Source organism: Gemmiger sp., assembly GCF_036306485.1.
Taxonomy (GTDB): domain Bacteria; phylum Bacillota; class Clostridia; order Oscillospirales; family Ruminococcaceae; genus Gemmiger.
Map to the genome: position 1 here is coordinate 1 of NZ_JAXJZK010000052.1, position 17,549 is coordinate 17,549.

13 protein-coding genes and 1 pseudogene are annotated in these 17,549 nt (G+C 60.6%); 11 read left to right on the forward strand and 3 right to left on the reverse strand.

Features of this window, described 5'->3' with window-relative positions:
• On the reverse strand, positions 1 to 4,802 hold a 4,802-nt coding region (locus U0L91_RS11540; RefSeq protein ID WP_481804532.1), incomplete at its 3' end, for a hypothetical protein.
• Positions 4,803 to 5,175: 373 nt separating this feature from the next.
• Between U0L91_RS11540 and U0L91_RS12580 the strand changes: the two genes are divergently transcribed.
• The 4 genes from U0L91_RS12580 (at position 5,176) to lepA (ending at position 9,673) form a co-directional block, all read left to right on the forward strand.
• Positions 5,176 to 5,547 carry a glycine zipper domain-containing protein gene (locus tag U0L91_RS12580; protein WP_481804531.1) on the forward strand — a complete coding sequence of 124 codons (372 nt, stop codon included), beginning with the start codon at positions 5,176 to 5,178 and terminating at the stop codon, positions 5,545 to 5,547.
• Positions 5,548 to 5,914: 367 nt separating this feature from the next.
• A complete protein-coding gene (locus tag U0L91_RS11545) occupies positions 5,915 to 6,673 on the forward strand; it encodes a tRNA 2-thiocytidine biosynthesis TtcA family protein (protein WP_330047112.1) in 759 nt (252 codons plus the stop codon).
• Positions 6,666 to 7,865, forward strand: coding sequence for an alanine racemase (gene alr / locus U0L91_RS11550; RefSeq protein WP_330047114.1), 1,200 nt, complete (start codon positions 6,666 to 6,668; stop codon positions 7,863 to 7,865). The genes U0L91_RS11545 and alr overlap by 8 nt, the downstream gene beginning before the upstream one ends.
• Positions 7,865 to 9,673, forward strand: a complete 1,809-nt coding sequence (gene lepA / locus U0L91_RS11555) for a translation elongation factor 4 (RefSeq protein ID WP_330047116.1) — start codon at positions 7,865 to 7,867, stop codon at positions 9,671 to 9,673. The genes alr and lepA overlap by 1 nt, the downstream gene beginning before the upstream one ends.
• A gap of 77 nt (positions 9,674 to 9,750) precedes the next feature.
• Here the strand turns inward: lepA and prfB are convergent, their stop codons facing one another.
• Together prfB and U0L91_RS11565 are read right to left on the reverse strand one after the other, a co-directional pair.
• On the reverse strand, positions 9,751 to 10,872 hold the full coding sequence (gene prfB, locus U0L91_RS11560) for a peptide chain release factor 2 (RefSeq protein WP_330047117.1): 1,122 nt from the start codon (positions 10,870 to 10,872) through the stop codon (positions 9,751 to 9,753).
• A gap of 99 nt (positions 10,873 to 10,971) precedes the next feature.
• The gene (locus tag U0L91_RS11565; protein ID WP_330047119.1) at positions 10,972 to 11,820 is read right to left on the reverse strand and encodes a DegV family protein; all 849 of its coding nucleotides are present in this window, start codon (positions 11,818 to 11,820) and stop codon (positions 10,972 to 10,974) included.
• Positions 11,821 to 11,974: 154 nt separating this feature from the next.
• Between U0L91_RS11565 and U0L91_RS11570 the strand changes: the two genes are divergently transcribed.
• The 7 genes and pseudogenes from U0L91_RS11570 to U0L91_RS11600 all read left to right on the forward strand — a co-directional run.
• Positions 11,975 to 12,502 carry a DUF1836 domain-containing protein gene (locus U0L91_RS11570; RefSeq protein ID WP_330047121.1) on the forward strand — a complete coding sequence of 176 codons (528 nt, stop codon included), beginning with the start codon at positions 11,975 to 11,977 and terminating at the stop codon, positions 12,500 to 12,502.
• Positions 12,503 to 12,717: 215 nt separating this feature from the next.
• Entirely contained in the window at positions 12,718 to 13,716 is a 999-nt protein-coding gene (locus U0L91_RS11575; protein ID WP_330047123.1) for an RING finger protein, read from the forward strand.
• Positions 13,717 to 13,774: 58 nt separating this feature from the next.
• Positions 13,775 to 14,704 (forward strand): nucleotidyltransferase family protein, encoded by a 930-nt coding sequence (locus U0L91_RS11580; RefSeq protein ID WP_330047125.1) that lies wholly within the window; start codon positions 13,775 to 13,777, stop codon positions 14,702 to 14,704.
• A gap of 177 nt (positions 14,705 to 14,881) precedes the next feature.
• Complete coding sequence (locus U0L91_RS11585; RefSeq protein ID WP_330047127.1) at positions 14,882 to 16,474, forward strand: UDP-glucose--hexose-1-phosphate uridylyltransferase; 1,593 nt, start codon at positions 14,882 to 14,884, stop codon at positions 16,472 to 16,474.
• Positions 16,475 to 16,582: 108 nt separating this feature from the next.
• A complete protein-coding gene (rpsF, locus tag U0L91_RS11590) occupies positions 16,583 to 16,867 on the forward strand; it encodes a 30S ribosomal protein S6 (protein WP_330047128.1) in 285 nt (94 codons plus the stop codon).
• Between the two features lie 37 nt (positions 16,868 to 16,904).
• Positions 16,905 to 17,390, forward strand: a complete 486-nt coding sequence (locus U0L91_RS11595) for a single-stranded DNA-binding protein (protein ID WP_330047130.1) — start codon at positions 16,905 to 16,907, stop codon at positions 17,388 to 17,390.
• Between the two features lie 70 nt (positions 17,391 to 17,460).
• Positions 17,461 to 17,549: pseudogene (locus U0L91_RS11600) on the forward strand (30S ribosomal protein S18); the annotation flags it as partial.

Sequence of the window (17,549 nt, forward strand, 5' to 3'; positions counted from 1 at the left end):
GTGGGCTCTGCCGTCGGCTTGGCGGTAGGCTCTGCGGTGGGCTCTGCCGTCGGCTTGGCGGTAGGCTCTGCGGTGGGCTCTGCCGTCGGCTTGGCGGTAGGCTCTGCGGTGGGCTCTGCCGTCGGCTCGGCGGTCGGCTCTGCGGTGGGCTCAGCCGTCGGCTCGGCGGTGGGTTCAGCAGTGGGCGCGGCCGTCGGTTCGGCGGTCGGCTCAGGAGTCGGCTCCACAACAATTTCCTCGAGGGCATCGATCGCATCGCGGATTGCCTTGGCAGCAGCGTTCACGGCCTGCTGGTCGGCATCGTCGGCCAGCTCGTCAGCTGCGGTCAGGGCTTCCTGCAGCACTGCCCAGGAAGCGGGCGTGTACTGGGTCTCGTCCAGCTTCGCGGCCTGCGCCTTGAGGCTGTTGAGTTCGGCCCAGCTGACAGAATTGACGTCATGATTCACAACCGCCAGCCAGCTGATGACAGGAGCCTGGGTGCCGGTCGCAGTCAGAGTGTAATGGACTTCCGTCTCGTCTTCCAGCGTGAAGGACATCGAGTTGAACTGATCTCCACTGCCGCCGGAGAGGTTGATCGTCGTCATCGGAGCAAGCTCGGCGCCGTCCTGATCGGTGAGTTCCGCGGTCATCGGACGGGTCATGCCCCACCATTCACGGTGCGCGGAGGTCAGCGTGTAGCTGCCGGCGGGCAGAGTGAGAACATAGGTCAGGGTTTCGCCGGCCGCATTGTCATGGCCGTAGATACCGGTGTCGATCTTGTTGGTCGTGCTGGTGTAGCTCTTGGTGCCGGCATCGCGGTCCAGCAGACCCCAGGTGTTGTCGTCCGCCTTGAACTGGTCGTTGACGGCATTGAGCAGCTGGGCACCCAGCGCGTTCTTGTAGACGTTGTAGGGTTCGGTTTCGGTGCGGCCCGACGGGTCGGCATCAACGGTATCAATCATGTAGACGGTACCGTTGGGAATGACTTCCTGGATGCTGACCGACACGGTGACCGGCAGGCCTGCCGCGTTGGTGGCGCCTTCCAGCGTACCGGAGATGGTGCCGTTGGAGAAGGCATAGCGATCCAGATTGGTGGTATCCCAGACGATGGGATAGCTCTTCTTCTCGCCGTTCTGCTGGAGGACTTCCGCAGTCTCAGGCAGGCCGGAGATCTGAGAACCGGTGATCACCGCATCCAGGGCGGGCATCTCGGTCAGGACTTCCACAACGCTGGTCTCGCTGGCTTCCAGACGGCTGCCCAGCGTGTAGAGGCCGTCCACCCGCAGCGTGCCGGAGACAACCTCAACCGTGATGGTGTGGGGGCCGTTCTCCAGATCGGAGAGGATGTAGGACTCGTAACGGTTGGAGGTGGCGACGGTGGAAGCCTGCTCGACTTCGGCGCCGTCCACAGAGATCTTGAGCTGGGTACCGGCATTGTTCTTGCCCAGGATGGCAAAGCCGGCACCGTCAATGTTGAAGGTGAAGGAGGAGCCGGGGGTGCTGGTGATGGAGTTGGTGCGGTACCAGTCATCCGCGCTGCCGGAACCGGGGTTGTCGATGGCCCAGGTGCCGGAGTAGCTCACGCCGTCATCCTGACCGTCGATCATCGCGGTGGCGTACGGAATGCCGCCGGAAACGGTCTTGACGGTCAGATTGTCAAAGTAAACCTGCTTCCAGTTGGAGCTGATGCGGACACGGCCGGACAGCATCGGGCTGGTGTCGCGGTAGGTGCTGACGAGTTCATTGTCCACAAAGGCGTAGACAGTGTCGCCAAGAGCCATCATCCGCAGGTTGTAGTTGCCTTCGGGGTCCGCCTCAACGGAGCCGCTGGCAACGGTGGTACCGATGCGGAACAGTTTCCAGGCGCCGGCGCCGTTGATTTCCAGCGTGTAGCCGCTCTGGTTCCAGTTCATACCGGTCTGGTTGCGGATGCCGATGCGGGCATAGGTCGAAGCGTCGGCATCGGGGATCTGCACGTCGATGGAGGCGTCATAGTCCATCCAGCGGAAGTCGCCGACGATGGTCGCGGGTTCGCCGCCGTTCCATTCGTCCACGCTCTCGGTCAGATCCTGCTTGAGGCGGCCGTCCTCGACGATCCATGCCGCATGGGTATCCAGCATGTAGCGGGGTTCGTTGCCGCGGGCAGTCAGGTAATCCACCGTCGTGGTGGTCTTGGTCTCGGAATTGTACTGCTCCATGTCGGGCTCTTCGGTGTACTCGAAGTCATCGGCATAGAGGTAATCGTCCTCGGTGTTGGCATTGCGGCCGGTTTCATCGGTATCGAGAACGGTGCGGGTCTCGTTGAGGATGTAATCGTCATCCACGCCGTCGCCGCCGTTGTCAACCTCGGTGGGAATCCGCTCGGGAGTGGTGTCCAGGGTGGTGGCAGTCACGGCGCTGTAAGCGGGAACCGTCACTCTCCAGGTGCCGTCCTCATCCAGAGTGGCCGTGCCGGTCTTCTGCAGATAGCTGTCCGTCTCGGTGGTCCAGATGTTCAGCGTATCGGTGCTGAGGTTCATGTCGGTGGCACGGATCAGGAAGGTCTTCTGGTTGCGGGTGTTGTTGACGAACATCGTCGAGAAATCGCTCTTGTCGGGCGCAGCCAGCGTCATGTAGCTGGCATTGCCGTCGATGCCGGCGGTGGCATGCTCGTTGTCATTGCCGCCGAAGGAAGCGAAGGTGGCATTGGTGATGACACGCCAGATGCCGTTGGTGTTGGTCTCGTTCTCCCAGCCGGTGCGGGCGAACTTGGTCAGGTGGCTCAGCAGGTAGAGCACCGGGTCATAGTGGATGTAGCCGCTCCACGGGTCGCGGGCGGAGAGCAGTTCCTTGTGGCCGTACTGGATGCCTTCATAGAAGGAACCAATGGCGGGCTGGAACATGTACATCGTGCGGCGGGAACCGATGAAGGCATTGGGCAGGCTGTCCAGCAGGGCCAGCGGGCTCTGGTAGCCGCCGATCGTGCCGGCGCCGTATTCGATGGTCTTGTTCTCCTGCAGTTCGGTGTAACCGAAGGTGGCGCAGCCTTCGCTGTACCAGACTTCCTTGTCCGCCTCATCCGCCATGGCGATGTAGTCGGCGTTGGAGCTGGTGCGGTAATGGAAGCCGATGGCATCCACGTCTTCATACAGTTCGGGGTCTGCGAGCATTTCGGGAACAATGTTCAGGCTCTTGTTCTCGTCGGAGGCCACGATCTTGATGTTGTTGTACGCCTTCTTGGCATCCTCGGAGAAGTAGTCCGGGAAGTCCGTCTCGGAGGCAAAGCGATCGGCAAAGTACTTGATCAGGCCTCCGTTGGGGTTGCTGGTCTCGTTCCGGTCCGGGTTGACGTAGTCCACGACGTAGCCGTACTTTTCGTAGGCGTCGAAGATGGTCTCACGGTACCAGGTATACATCTCATCCCAGCCGTTCTGGTTGTTGGAATCCCAGTCGGTGAATCCGGTATCACGGATCCAGTCGGGGTAGCACCAGCGCAGGATGATGACCTTGACATCGGGGTTGATCTTCTTGGCATCGCCCGCCATGACAAAGCCGGGAGAACGGGAGGCATCCGCCTCGTCATCCGCGGAGCGCATCGTGCAGGCTTCGGCGCCGGTGGAGTTGTTGCCGTCGTTGCCCATCTCCATCTTGATGGAGGTGAACAGCGGGTACTCGCCGCCAAAGAGATATTCCATCATCTCCCAGTAGGCGTCGGGGTTCTCGGCCTTGTAGTCCAGCAGCAGGTTGCTGGTGGAGTTGCCGTTCAGCATGCCGAGGCCTTTGTAGGTCAGGCCGTTGACATTCTGCGCAGCCGCTTCCACATCGCTGCCGTTGATCCGGACCAGACCGTCGGCACGGTTGGCCAGCGCTTCCTTGCGGGAAGCGGTCTCGGCCTGGACTTCTTCCGCAGTGCCGGCATGACCATAGTAGGTGATGTTGTCATAGTTGGCGCAGCGCATGAAGCCGGTCTTGAAGGTAATGCTGAAGCCCGCGGTCAGATTGCTCATCTCGCTGAGCTTGAAGCCGACGCCGGTGGGCGCCAGGAGCTGCTCGCCGTCAGCGTAGACAGCCACCGTGCCTTCCGTCTCGTTTTCCTCGTAGACGATGGCCAGGGCGGACCAGGTGTTGAGCTCGAGCGGCTTGCTCAGTTCAATGGCCTTGTCCCCCACCTTCAGCAGTGCGGTGCCCTGCGTGGTGCGCGGGATCACACGGAAGCAGGTGGTGTCGCTGGTTCCGAACAGCACCGCGGAGGTGTTGTCATGCTCTTCCTTGATCAGAAGATCGGTGTAGAGGGTGAACGCCGTGCGCTTGAAGAAGCTGTCAGCGTTGTTGATGACAGCACCGCCGGCCTTGCCGGCCTCGCTGGAGGCACTGTCGCCGCCGCTGATCCAGCCGGTGTTCACGTCGATCATCTTGCCTTCCAGCGCATCATTGGTCAGGGTGGCGCCGGTGCGGACCGTGATCAGGCCGTTGTCCTCCAGCGCTTTGCCTTCCAGAGAGGCCACGGGATCGTCCGTCGCATCGCCGGTACGCTCCACGCCCAGCCAGCTCAGGACCGCGCCTTCGCTGCTGGCACGGACATACACCGTCACGTCCTGCGCTTCGGTCAGGATGATGTTCTGCGCGGTCATGCGGCCGCTCTGGCCGCTCTGCGTCAGATCAAGGGAATCGGTCTGAATTTCCTGTCCGTCGCCGACGCGGTAAGACAGGGTCATCGGACGATGGCCGGAATACGAAGTCCACCATTCATAGTGGCCGGTGGTCACCGTATAGATGCCGGCATCCAGCGGCAGATGATAGGCAATCACCTTGTCATTGTCGTTGTAGATTCCGGTCAGGTTCATGTCGGCAAGCCAGGCTTCCGCGTCTGCCGAACCACCCTTGGTCTTGATGTTGGTGTTCTCAAAACCCCAGCTGCCCTCGGTGTAGATCTTGTCGGAGGCATCGTTCTTCAGGCTGTCGCCCAGAAGCGCCTTGACGCTCTCATAGACGGGCGTCGTGGTACCGACGACCTTGCTGCCGCCATCGGCCTCTTCCGAGGGGTTGTTCTTGAAGTTGTCGATGAAGTAAACGGTGTTCTGCGGCACAACGTCCACGGTGTACTGCGTGCCGTCCGCCGCCTTGGCGGTAACGGTGCTGTACGGCGTGGAGAAGGTGCTCTCCGTCACATCGGCACTCCATTCAATGTTGGCGGGCTTCTGGCCCACATACGTTGCAATGCGGGTCACAGTCGCCTCGGGGGTCTGGGTGGGTTCCGCGGTCGGCACAGCGGTGGGTTCCGCCGTGGGCTCTGCGGTCGGCTCCGCCGTGGGCTCTGCGGTCGGCTCCGCCGTGGGCTCGGCCGTCGGTTCGGCGGTGGGTTCCGCCGTCGGTTCGGCCGTGGGCTCCGCGGTCGGCTCGGCAGAGGGTTCCGCCGTCGGCTCAGCCGTCGGGCCCGGCTCATCTTCGCCGTCCGCCGTCAGAGGCTCAACCGCAGTGGTGTCCGCGGCAGCAGAGGGTTCCGTTCCTTCTGCCAGGGCCGCAGTGGGGACCATACTGGCCAGCATCCCTGCACAGAGAAGCGAAGCCAACAGCCGTCTGCCTGGTTGATTCTTGCGTTTCATGTGTTTGCATACTCTCCTTCTCACAGCATTTTTTTCAATTCCGCACAGAATTCCATTCTCAGCGGAACCGAAATCTGTTAATTTCATTCTAAATGCGGGGTTTGGCTTTTTCCATGTTCTTTTGCCTGTTCTTCACAGCGGCAAAAAGCCTGAAATTTTACAGTTTTTTCACAACCCGGAGAAGAAAAGATGTAATATTTTTACAAAATACTGTAAATATGCAAACAATTGCGAATCGGTTTTTCTTACTTGCCTGCTCCGGGCCGGGGATTTTGCCTTTTCCGAGGGGAATGCTGGAAAACCGCGGGGCGGTATGCTATAATAAAGGACAATTCTTCATAAGGTGGGATGGTATGCAGCGGTTGGAAGGTCTGCTTCGCAAGGCGATACAGGACTATGAGATGATCTCTCCGGGGGACCGGATCTGTGTGGGGGTCTCGGGCGGCAAGGACAGTGTGGCACTGACCGTGGCGCTCGGACGGCTGCGGGCCTATCTGGGCGTTCCCTTTGAGCTGTACGCCGTCACGCTGGACCCCCAGTTCGGCGGCGTCCCCGCCGACTATACCCCGCTGACCGAGCTGTTTGCCCGGGAGAATATTCCCTATGAAATCCGCCGCACCGACATCGGTCCGGTTGTCTTTGACTACCGCAAGGAGAGCAACCCCTGCGCCCTGTGTGCCAAACTGCGGCGCGGAATGCTGCATACCGTTGCCCAGGAACTGGGCTGCGGCAAGGTGGCGCTCGGGCATCACCTGGACGACGCTGTGGAAACCTTTTATATGAACCTGCTGCAGGGCGGTCGGATCGGATGTTTTTCGCCGGTGACCTATCTGTCCCGGCGCAGACTGACGATGATCCGGCCGATGATCCTGGCCACCGAGTCGGAGGTCCGCAGTGCGGTGCGGCAGGACGGGCTGCCGGTCATCAAGAGCCGCTGCCCCGCGGACGGCACCACCACGCGGGAGGATACCAAAATCTTTGTGCGGGAGATGAGCCGGAAGGACCCCGCCTTCCGGCAGAAGATGCTGCACGCCTTGCAGCAGAGCGGCATTGACGGCTGGAAACCGGTACACACCGGACGCAAGAAAGAGTGGGCAGAGACAGATGAGTGATGAACGGTTTGAAAAGCATTGCTGGGTGGAGATCGACCTGGATGCGCTGCGCAGCAATTTTGCACTGATCCGCCGGACGGTGGGCGGCCCGGTGGGGGCCGTGGTCAAGGCGGACGCCTACGGGCACGGTGCCGCGGTGACGGCGCCGGTGCTGGAACAGGCCGGGGCCGCCGCATTTGCGGTGAGCTGTCTGTCCGAGGCGACGGGACTGCGCCGGCACGGCATCCACCGTCCCATCCTGATCCTGGGCTACACCGATCCCCAGCGCGCCGACGCACTGGCCGCCGGGCAGATCACCCAGGCTGTCTTTTCGGAGGAGTATGCCCGGGCGCTGTCCGCCGCAGCCGAGAGCGCCGGTGTGACGGTGGACTGTCACTTCAAGGTGGATACCGGCATGGGGCGGATCGGGTTCTGCGCCCGGACCGACCTAGAATCCGCCGTGGCTGCGATGGAGCGGTGCGCCGGTCTGCCGGGGCTGCGGTTCAGCGGCATCTTCCAGCACTTTGCGGTGGCGGACAGCAACCTGGCCGACGACATCGCCTACACCGAGCATCAGCACACGCTGTTTCTGCAGGTCGTGGACCGGCTGCGGGCGGACGGACTGGTTCTGCCCACCGTGCACTGTGCCAACTCGGCGGCCCAGATGCGGCATCCCGACTGGCGGTGTGACCTGACCCGCGCCGGCATCATCCTGTATGGCCTGGACCCCAGCAGCGATGTGCACATCGAGGGGCTGCGGCCCGTCATGACGCTCAAATCCGTGGTGTCCTACGTCAAGGACCTGGCGCCCGGCGAGAGCGTGAGCTATGGCCGGACCTACACGGCCGCGGTTCCCCGCCGGGTGGCGACAGTCTGCGTCGGGTATGCCGACGGTTATCCGCGGCTGCTTTCGGGCGGCGTGGGCGGCGGCGTGATGTCCATTCACGGCCGGCCGGCCCCGGTGCTGGGCCGCGTCTGTATGGATCAGACGCTCGTGGATGTGACCGACATTCCCGGCACCGCCATGGGGGACGAGGTGACGGTGTTCGGTCCCGGCAACCAGGGTCTCGGCGCCGACACGGCGGACACCATTGCCGCCAAGACCGGAACCATCAACTATGAGCTGATCTGCGGCATCAACCGCAGAGTACCGCGCGTCTATCTGCAGGACGGCGCCCCGGTACGGATTTGGAACGATTTGGAGGAAACCTGATGGCACGCGACAACATCCGAAATTTCTGCATCATTGCCCACATCGACCACGGCAAGTCCACCCTGTCGGACCGGATTCTGGAACTGACGGACAGCGTGGACAAACGCACGATGGAGGACCAGATCCTGGATGACATGGAGCTGGAACGGGAGCGCGGCATCACGATCAAGGCGCGGGCCGTCACAATGCACTACCATGCCGACGACGGCAACGAATACGAATTCAACCTGATCGACACGCCGGGCCATGTGGACTTTTCCTACGAGGTCAGCCGCAGTCTGGCCGCCTGTGAGGGCGCGATTCTGGTTGTGGATGCCAGTCAGGGCGTGGAGGCCCAGACGCTGGCCAACTGCTATCTGGCCATTGACCACAACCTGGAAGTGGTGCCGATCCTGAACAAGATTGATCTGCCGAGCGCCGACCCAGACGCGGTGGCCCACGAGGTGGAGGATGTCATCGGTCTGCCCTGCATGGATGCGCCGCGGGTCAGTGCCAAGATGGGCACCAACATCCGCGCGGTGCTGGAGCGGGTTGTCCGGGACATTCCGGCGCCGCAGGGGGACCCCGATGCCCCCCTCAAAGCCCTGATCTTTGACTCCATCTATGACAGCTACAAGGGCGTCATCGTCTATGTGCGCGTTTTTGAGGGCACCGTCAGACCGGGCGACACCATCCGGCTGATGCACACCGGCGCGACCTTCCAGCTGGTGGAGGTCGGCCATATGGGCGCCACTTCCCTGGCCCCCTGCGACAAGCTGGAGGCCGGCGAGGTCGGTTATCTGACCGCCTCCATCAAGACCGTGCGGGATACCCGCGTCGGCGATACCGTCACGCTGGCCGAACGGCCCACCGCCGAGGCGCTGCCCGGCTTCCGCAAGGTCACGCCGATGGTCTTCTGCGGCATCTATCCGGCGGACGGCGCCGATTACCCCGATCTGAAGGACGCACTCGAAAAATTGCAGCTCAACGACGCATCGCTGAGCTTTGAGCCGGAAACCAGCGCGGCGCTGGGCTTCGGCTTCCGGTGCGGCTTCCTCGGACTGCTGCACATGGAGATCATCACCGAGCGCCTGGAGCGGGAGTTCGACCTGGACCTGATCACCACGACGCCGGGCGTCCAGTATCGTCTGACGCTGACCGACGGCACCGTCGAGGTGATTGACAACCCCTCCGCCTACCCCGATCCGGCGCGCATCGCCAAAGCCGAGGAGCCGTTTGTGGATGTCCACATCTACACGCCCAACGACTATGTCGGCCCGCTGATGGACCTGTGCCAGCAGAAGCGCGGCGTCCTGATTGCGATGGACTATCTGGACGAGACCCGGGTGGATCTGCATTACCAGATGCCGCTGGCCGAGATCGTCTATGACTTCTTTGATGCGATCAAGAGCCGCAGCCGCGGCTATGCCAGCTACGACTATGTGTGGCAGGACTGGCACGCTTCCCAGCTGGTCAAGCTGGATTTTCTGCTCAACGGCGAGCCGGTGGATGCGCTGTCGATGATCGTCTTTGCGGACAACGCCTATGCCAAGGGCCGCCGCATCTGCGAGAAGCTCAAGGAGAACATTCCGCGCGCGCTGTTTGAAATTCCGATCCAGGCCGCTGTGGGCGGCAAAATCATTGCCCGCGAAACCGTCAAGGCGATGCGCAAGGACGTGCTGGCCAAATGCTACGGCGGCGACATCACCCGCAAGAAGAAGCTGCTGGAAAAGCAGAAAGCCGGCAAGAAGAAGATGCGCAAACTGGGCAGTGTCACGCTGCCCAGCGAGGCCTTCACCGCTGTGCTCAAGCTGGATTCCGATACCTGAGACAAATCAAAAGGGCCCCGTACCCGGACGCAACGTCCATGGGTACGGGGCCCTTTGATTGTGATGAGAGGTTCGGATCAGACTTCCTGCAGTTCCCCGCGGGAGCTGGCCTTGAGGTAGGCGTAGATGAAGCCGTCGAGGTCACCGTCCATGACAGCCTGCACGTTGCCGCTCTCGTAGTTGGTGCGATGATCCTTGACCAGGGTGTAGGGCATAAAGACATAGCTGCGGATCTGATGGCCCCAGGCAATCTCGTTCTGGACGCCCTTGATGTCGTCGATCTTTTCCTTATGCTGCTGCAGCGCGATCTGGTACAGCTTGGCCTTGAGCATTTCCATCGCGTACTCACGGTTCTGCAGCTGGCTGCGCTGGGTCTGGCAGGAGGTGACAATGCCGGTGGGCTTATGGATCAGACGGACGGCGCTGGACGTCTTGTTGATGTGCTGGCCGCCGGCGCCGGACGAGCGGTAGACCTGCATCTCGATATCCGCCGGGTTGATTTCCACCTTGATGTTGTTGTCCAGCTCGGGCATGACTTCCAGGCTGGCAAAGCTGGTCTGACGGCGGGCATTGGCGTCAAAGGGGCTGATGCGCACCAGACGATGGACGCCGTTCTCCGACTTGAGCATACCGTAGGCGTTGGGGCCTTTGACCATCATGGAAGCGCTCTTGATGCCGGCCTCGTCGCCGTCCAGCACATCCAGAACCTCCACACTGTACCCGTGTGCCTCGGCCCAGCGGGTGTACATCCGGTACAGCATCTCGGCCCAGTCCTGGGCTTCGGTGCCGCCGGTACCGGCGTGGAAGGTCAGAATCGCGTTGGAGTGGTCATATTCGCCGCAGAGCATCGTCATGAGCTGCAGCTCCTCGATGGCCTTCTCCACGCCGTTCACGGCTTCCTCGCCTTCCGAGACCAGAGAGGGGTCGTTTTCCTCCTCGATCATCTCCAGCAGGGTTTCCGCTTCCTCGTACTGGGTGGTCAGTTTGGAAAACCGTTCAAGCTTGTTCTTGACCTCGCCCATTTCGCCGATGACTTTCTGGCTTTTTTCCTGATCGTCGTAAAAGCCGGGCAGGGTCATCTGGTGTTCCAGCTCGGCCAGGCGCTTTTCGCTGGCTTCGATGGAGAGCGCGTCGCGCAGGTCGTCCACCGCCGTCTTGAGTCCGCCCAGTCTGGATTTGAGTTCGTCAATGGTTATCATAGTATCGTTACCCCTTGGTTTAGTTTAGACATACCTTCATACAGAATTTAGTATAAACCAAAGCGGGGGGATTGTAAAGTGGTTGCGGAAAATCCTGCCTCAGACACCGCCGTCCTCGAAGCCGATGAGGATTCCGCCCTTTTCGGCATAGTAGCTGCACAGACCCCGGCAGCGGTGAATCTCGACATCGTGGTATCCCTGTTTGAGCAGGGCATGCCGGATCAGCAGGGCGGCCGGCTCGTTCTCGCAATGGTCAATCCGGACCTTGCCGCCGCGATAGCCCATCCGCTCCATCTGCCGCAGCAGTTCGGCCAGGGCCTTGCTCTCGCCCCGGCATTTTGCCAGAGGATGCAGCTCCCCTTTTTCGCTCGCACAGCCCACAATCCGGATGCCCAGGATTCCCACCGCCGCGGCCACCGCCGGATGCACCCGGCCGTTGCCCGCAAGGTTGGTCAGCGACTCCAGCGAAAAGAGCAGATGGGTATGCCGGGCATAGCGCTGGATCTTCTGCCAGATGCGCTCGGGCGGTTCCGCGGCCAGCACATACTCCCGGAGTTTCTCCACCAGCAGCCGCATTTCGGGGCCGGTGGAACGGGAGTCCAGCACATGAACACAGGCACCGGGGTGCTCCTGGCAGTAGGTCTCCCCTGCCGCCACCGCCGCATTGTATCCGCCCGACAGGGCGCTGGTAATGGACACCGCAAACACGGCATCCGCCCCGTCGAACGCCGCCAGCCAGTCACCGATGCCCGGGCAGGCCGTCGTGCTGCGGCCCTTGTACTGGCGCAGATCCTCCACCATCGCGTGGACATCCAACGTCTCGTCGTCCAGATACTCGTTCTGTCCTGCCCGGATCAGCAGCGGAACCTGCGCGTAGTTCACCTCCGCCAGGGCGGGAAGATCGGCGGAGGAATCCGCCACAATTTTATAGTTGAACCTGTTTTCCACAGCGATCACTCCGGTTTTGCATATTCTCTTTATCGGTTTTTCAATATCCGATAAAGGCTGTGCAAATTGTAGCAGTTTTTCTTCTCGCTGTCAACCGTTTTCAAAAATCCGATGGGCGGTTGACAGTCTCATTCCGGCGCGGTACAATAAAGCCATGAAAACAGAGAACAAAGAACGTCTGCGCACCATGGCGCAGGACTATCGCCTTCCGACCTATACCGAGATCCCCAACGTAGGGCTGTATCTGGAACAGACCGCCAAGTATATCAACGAGGCACTGGCGCCGCTGTCGGGCAGCAGCATCACGACCTCGATGATCAGCAACTACGTCAAATCGGGGCTGATCGGGCGGCCGGTCAAAAAACAGTATGACCGGGATCAGATTGCCAATCTGATCTTTATTTGCTTTGCCAAAAGCGTCCTCTCGATGGAAAACATCCGCATGCTTCTGCTGATGCGGGAAAAAAGCTACTCCTGCCGGTCCGCCTACGACTATTTCAGCCGGGAACTGATCCGGTCCATCCAGTATGTGTTCGGGTGCGGCAGCGCGCCCGAGCCGGAGAGTGGCGCCATCCCCGACGAGCAGATGATGCTGCGCACGACCATTGTGGCCGTGGCGCACAAAATCTATCTGGAATGCTGTTTTGATCTGATCCGGCAGGAGAATTTTCCTTCTGCCTGACTGTTTGCCGCCGCACGGCGGGCCGTTTTTTCACAAAAAGGACGGCCCGCCGTGTTCTGTTTTTGCCGGGAGCGATGTTGTCCTGATTTTTGCCCGAACGTGCCTTGTTCACGGAATTTTCTTTGCTTTCCATGGACATATAGTGTATAATAAGGATAAATTATTCCCGGACGGCCGGTTGGCCGGCTGTGGGATGTTTTTTCGGAGGAAATTGAATGACAGATTACAAAGGCAGTCACTGCCCTGTTTGTGAAAAGGTGTTTCAGGACGGGGACGACATCGTTGTGTGTCCGGACTGCGGTACCCCGTATCACCGCGAATGCTGGCAGAAAATCGGCGTTTGTCTGCACCAGGCCGAGCACGCCGCCGGGTATGAATGGACACCCGACAATGTGATTTCCGGCGGGCCGGAGGACGTTGTCTGCCCCAACTGCGGCACCCACAACCCGCTGGGGGCCCGGTACTGCAACCACTGCGGCGTTTCGCTTCCCGATCATCCCGACAATGTGAGTTACCGGGACGAGCAGCCCCACAGCGAGGGTCCCGTCTACACCAACCCCAACTATCGCGGCGGTGCCGCGCAATCCCCGAACAACGCCCAGACCGACGGTCCCCGCGCCACGGTCTACCGCAAGGAACTCGGACCCGATGATCTGATTGACGGCATCAAGGCTTCCGACTGGGCGAGTTTTCTCGGCCCTTCGAGCCTGTACTACCTGATGCAGTTCTTCCGCATGCAGGAAACCCGCCGCAAGGTCACGGTCTCCTTCTCGGCGTTCTTCTTCGGACCGATCTACTTCTTTTACCGCAAAATGTGGAAGCAGGGCGTTCTGTTTGCCCTGCTGGAGGCAGTCCTGGCAATTCCGTCGGCCCTGTATCTGATGGCGCTCTCCGGCGCAGAATGGATGGTGGGGCTTCCGCTGAGCTGGATTCCCCTGGCCGCCGACATCTGCTATATGCTCAACTGGGTGCAGATGGTCATCCGCGGTCTGTATGCGGTCTACTGGTATAAGAAGGAAAGCGAGCGGCGCATCCATGCCATCTATGACACCTGCCCCGCCGGGCCTCAGCGCAGCGATGCGCTGGCACTGACGGGCGGAACCAGCGTGGTGGCGGTCGTGATTTATCTGGCGGTCTATCTGGCGGTGGCGTTCGGCGCTTCCCGTCTGCTCGGCCCCGATCTGAACGCCGTCCTCTCCCTGTTCAGTCTCTGAGCGGCAGCACCTGCGCTGCCCATGTACGGATAAAATACAACGTTTCAGGAGGCATATCATGAAAACAGCTCTGGTCATCATGGCGGCCGGCATTGGTTCCCGCTTCGGCGGCGGCATCAAGCAGCTGGCCGCAGTCGGACCGAACGGCGAAATCATCATGGATTATTCCATCCACGACGCCATCGAAGCCGGCTTTGACAAGATCGTCTTTATCATCCGCCACGACATCGAGGAGGCGTTCAAGGAGGCGATCGGCAACCGCATCGAGGGCATCTGCGCTTCGCTCGGCGTCGAGATCGCCTATGCCTATCAGGCGCTGGACAACATTCCGGCCGGCTACAAGGTCCCGGAAGGCCGTTCCAAGCCCTGGGGCACCGGCCAGGCCGTGCTGGCCTGCAAGGGGCTGCTGAAGGAGCCCTTTGCGGTCATCAATGCCGACGACTACTACGGCAAGGAAGCCTTTGTGCAGATTCACGACTTCCTGCAGGGCTATGATCCCGCCCACCCGAACAACCTGAGCATGGCGGGCTTTGTGCTCAAGAACACCCTGAGCGACAACGGCGCCGTGACCCGCGGCATCTGCCAGATGAACGCTGACGGATATCTGACCGATGTGGTGGAGACTTCTGGCATTGAAAAGACCGCCGACGGTGCGGCCGTCGAGGGCCGTCCGGTGGACCCCGACAGTCTGGTTTCGATGAACTTCTGGGGTCTGACGCCGGAGTTCGTCGAGGTGCTGGACAAGGGCTTTGAGGAATTCTTCCGCTGCACGGTGGACAGCAATCCGCTCAAGGCGGAGTACCTGCTGCCGATCTATATCGGCGAACTGCTTGAGCACAACGCCGTCTCGGTCAAGGTGCTGCCCACCCACGACAAGTGGTTCGGTGTCACCTATCAGGAGGACAAGCCCGTTGTGATCGAGAGCTTTGCCAAGCTGATCCAGGCGGGCGTTTACCGCAGCGATCTGTTCAGCGATCTGAAAAAATAATACACGCCGTCCGGGGACCGGGAGCGCGGAATCAAGGGGGTGCCCGGCAGGGCCGGGGTATCGGATTCCGGCGTTTCCGGCCCCCTTTTTTAGCAATAAAATTGCAAACCAATGGGACTGTGTCCCATGGAAAGCGAGGAAAAAATGCGGTATCGTAACTATAGGAGGGATGTACTGATGCCGAAAAAAAACATCGAACCCGTGAATGTTTCTGAGCTGAACCCCGAACAGCGCGACGCTGCGCTGGCGCTGGACGTGGAGCGCCTGCTGCGGTTTGGCCGCAAGCACAAGCTGATCCGCGACCTGGACGAAATCGTCGCCCGCAACACGCTGCTTGACCTGCTGGGTCTGAGCGAACCGAGCGAGGAGAAAGTCCCCAAGGAGAACTTTGATACCCCCGCCGTCCTGCTGGACGAGATGGTGGAACTGGCCGCCGCCAAGGGACTGTTTGACGGCAGCGTTCCGCAGTACCGCATCAATTTTGAGACGCGGATGATGGGCGCGCTGATGCCCCGGGAGAGCGAAGTCTGCAAGAAGTTCAAGAAGCTCTATGCCAAGAAGGGCCCCCAGGCCGCAACGGACTGGTTCTATGATCTGTGCGTGGTGAGCAACTACATCCGCACCGCCCAGATTGCCAAGAACATCCAGTGGAATGCTTCCACGCCCTACGGGGAACTGGAAATCACGATCAACCTGACCAAGCCCGAGAAGGACCCCAAGGTCATTGCGATGGAACGCCTGCAGCCGGCGTCCAGCTATCCCAAGTGCATGCTGTGCAAGGAAAACATCGGCTATGCGGGCCGCATCAACTTCCCTGCCCGCCAGACCCACCGCATTGTGCCGCTGAACCTGGCCGGGGAGCCGTTCTATCTGCAGTACAGCCCCTATGCCTACTTCCATGAGCACTGCATCATCCTGCATGACAGCCACAAACCGATGGAGATGGACCGCGGCACGCTGGCCCAGATCTTTGACTTTGTGGCCCAGTTCCCCCATTACACCTGCGGTTCCAACGCCGACCTGCCGATTGTGGGCGGCAGCATCCTGAGCCACAGCCATTTCCAGGGCGGCCGGTATGTCTTCCCGATGCAGAAGGCCGGGGTGGCCGTGCCGCTGCGTGACCCGCGGTATCCCAACGTCCGCGCCGGCATCCTGAACTGGCCGGTCTCGACGATCCGTCTGGTGGGCCGCAGCTCCCAGCAGGTGCAGAACGCCGCGAACAACATTCTGAACGCCTGGCGGGAGTACTCCGACGCCAGCGTGGGAATTCTGTCTCATACCGGCGACACGCCGCACAATACCGTCACACCCATCCTGCATTACGATGAGACGGACGGCTACATTCTGGATCTCGCGCTGCGCAACAACCGCACCAGCGAGGAGTACCCCGACGGCATCTTCCATCCGCACCGCGAGTACCACAACATCAAGAAGGAAAACATCGGCCTGATCGAGGTCATGGGCCTGGCCATCCTGCCGGCCCGGCTGAAGGATCAGAGCGCCGCCATTGCGCGGATTCTGTCCGGCAGCGAGGCCAACACCAGCCGCGAGCCCGACAGCCCGCTGGCCGTCCATGCCGACTGGATCGACAGCCTGATTGCCAAGTACGGCACGAACCTGAAGCCCGAAGAGGCCGAGCAGGTGGTGCGCGACGAGATCGGCACGGTGTTCAGCCATGTGCTGGAGAACGCCGGTGTCTTCAAGCAGGATGCCGCCGGCCAGGCCGCCTTCCTGAAGTTTGCACAGAGCGTGGGATTTCAAAAGTGTTGACAAATCTCTGATTTGTTGATATAATAAATTGCTGTGTCGAAGAACCGACACACATCCTTGCCCACCCCGCGTGGGTGGGCCTTAATGTCCAAAAGGAGGTGTACAGAAATGGCTAAGTACGAAACCATGATGGTTACCAGTTCTGCTCTGGATGAGGAGGCTTCTGCCGCTCTGATCGGCAAGTTCAAGTCCCTGATCGAGGCGAACGGTACGATCGATTCTGTCGATGATTGGGGCAAGCGTCATCTCGCCTATCCCATCAACGACGAGACCGAGGGCGTGTACACGGTGATCAAGTTCACCAGCGAACCGTCTTTCCCGGCCGAGCTGGACCGTATCTACAAGATTACGGAAGGCGTCCTTCGCAGCATCATCATTGCTGAGGAAGACTGATTGCAGCCCTGCTGCAGTGAGATGAAGGAGTAAAACCATGCTGAATGTTGTTGCCATTATGGGCCGCCTGGTGGCGGACCCGCAGCTTCGCCAGACGACCACCGGCAAGAACGTTGCGTCTTTCCGTGTGGCCGTGGACCGCGGACGCCGTGATCCCAACGGTCAGAATCAGGCCGACTTCTTTGATGTGGTCGCCTGGGACCGCAGCGCCGAGTTTGTCTGCCGGTATTTCCAGAAAGGTTCGATGATTGCCGTTGACGGCCGTCTGCAGAGCCGCAATTATCAGGACAAGAACGGCAACAACCGCACGGCGATTGAGATCGTCGCCAACAACATCAACTTTGCTGCTCCCAAGTCCCAGAATCCCGCCGCGTCCGGCACAGGTGCTCCCGCTTACGGCAGTGCGGCACCTGCTCCGGCAGAGTATTCCCGTCCCGCCGCGCAGCCCGCTGCTCCCGCGTATTCCGCTGGCAGCAACGATGACTTTGCGCTGATCGAGGACGAGGGTGACCTGCCGTTCTGACAATCGATTCTACCGTAAAATCCTATAAGGAGGTAACTGGATCATGGCTATGGATCGTTCTTCTCGTCAGATGCATCGTGGCCGCAAGAAGGTTTGCAGCTTCTGCGTGGACCGCATCGACCACATCGATTACAAGGATCTGCCCCGCCTGCGCAAGTA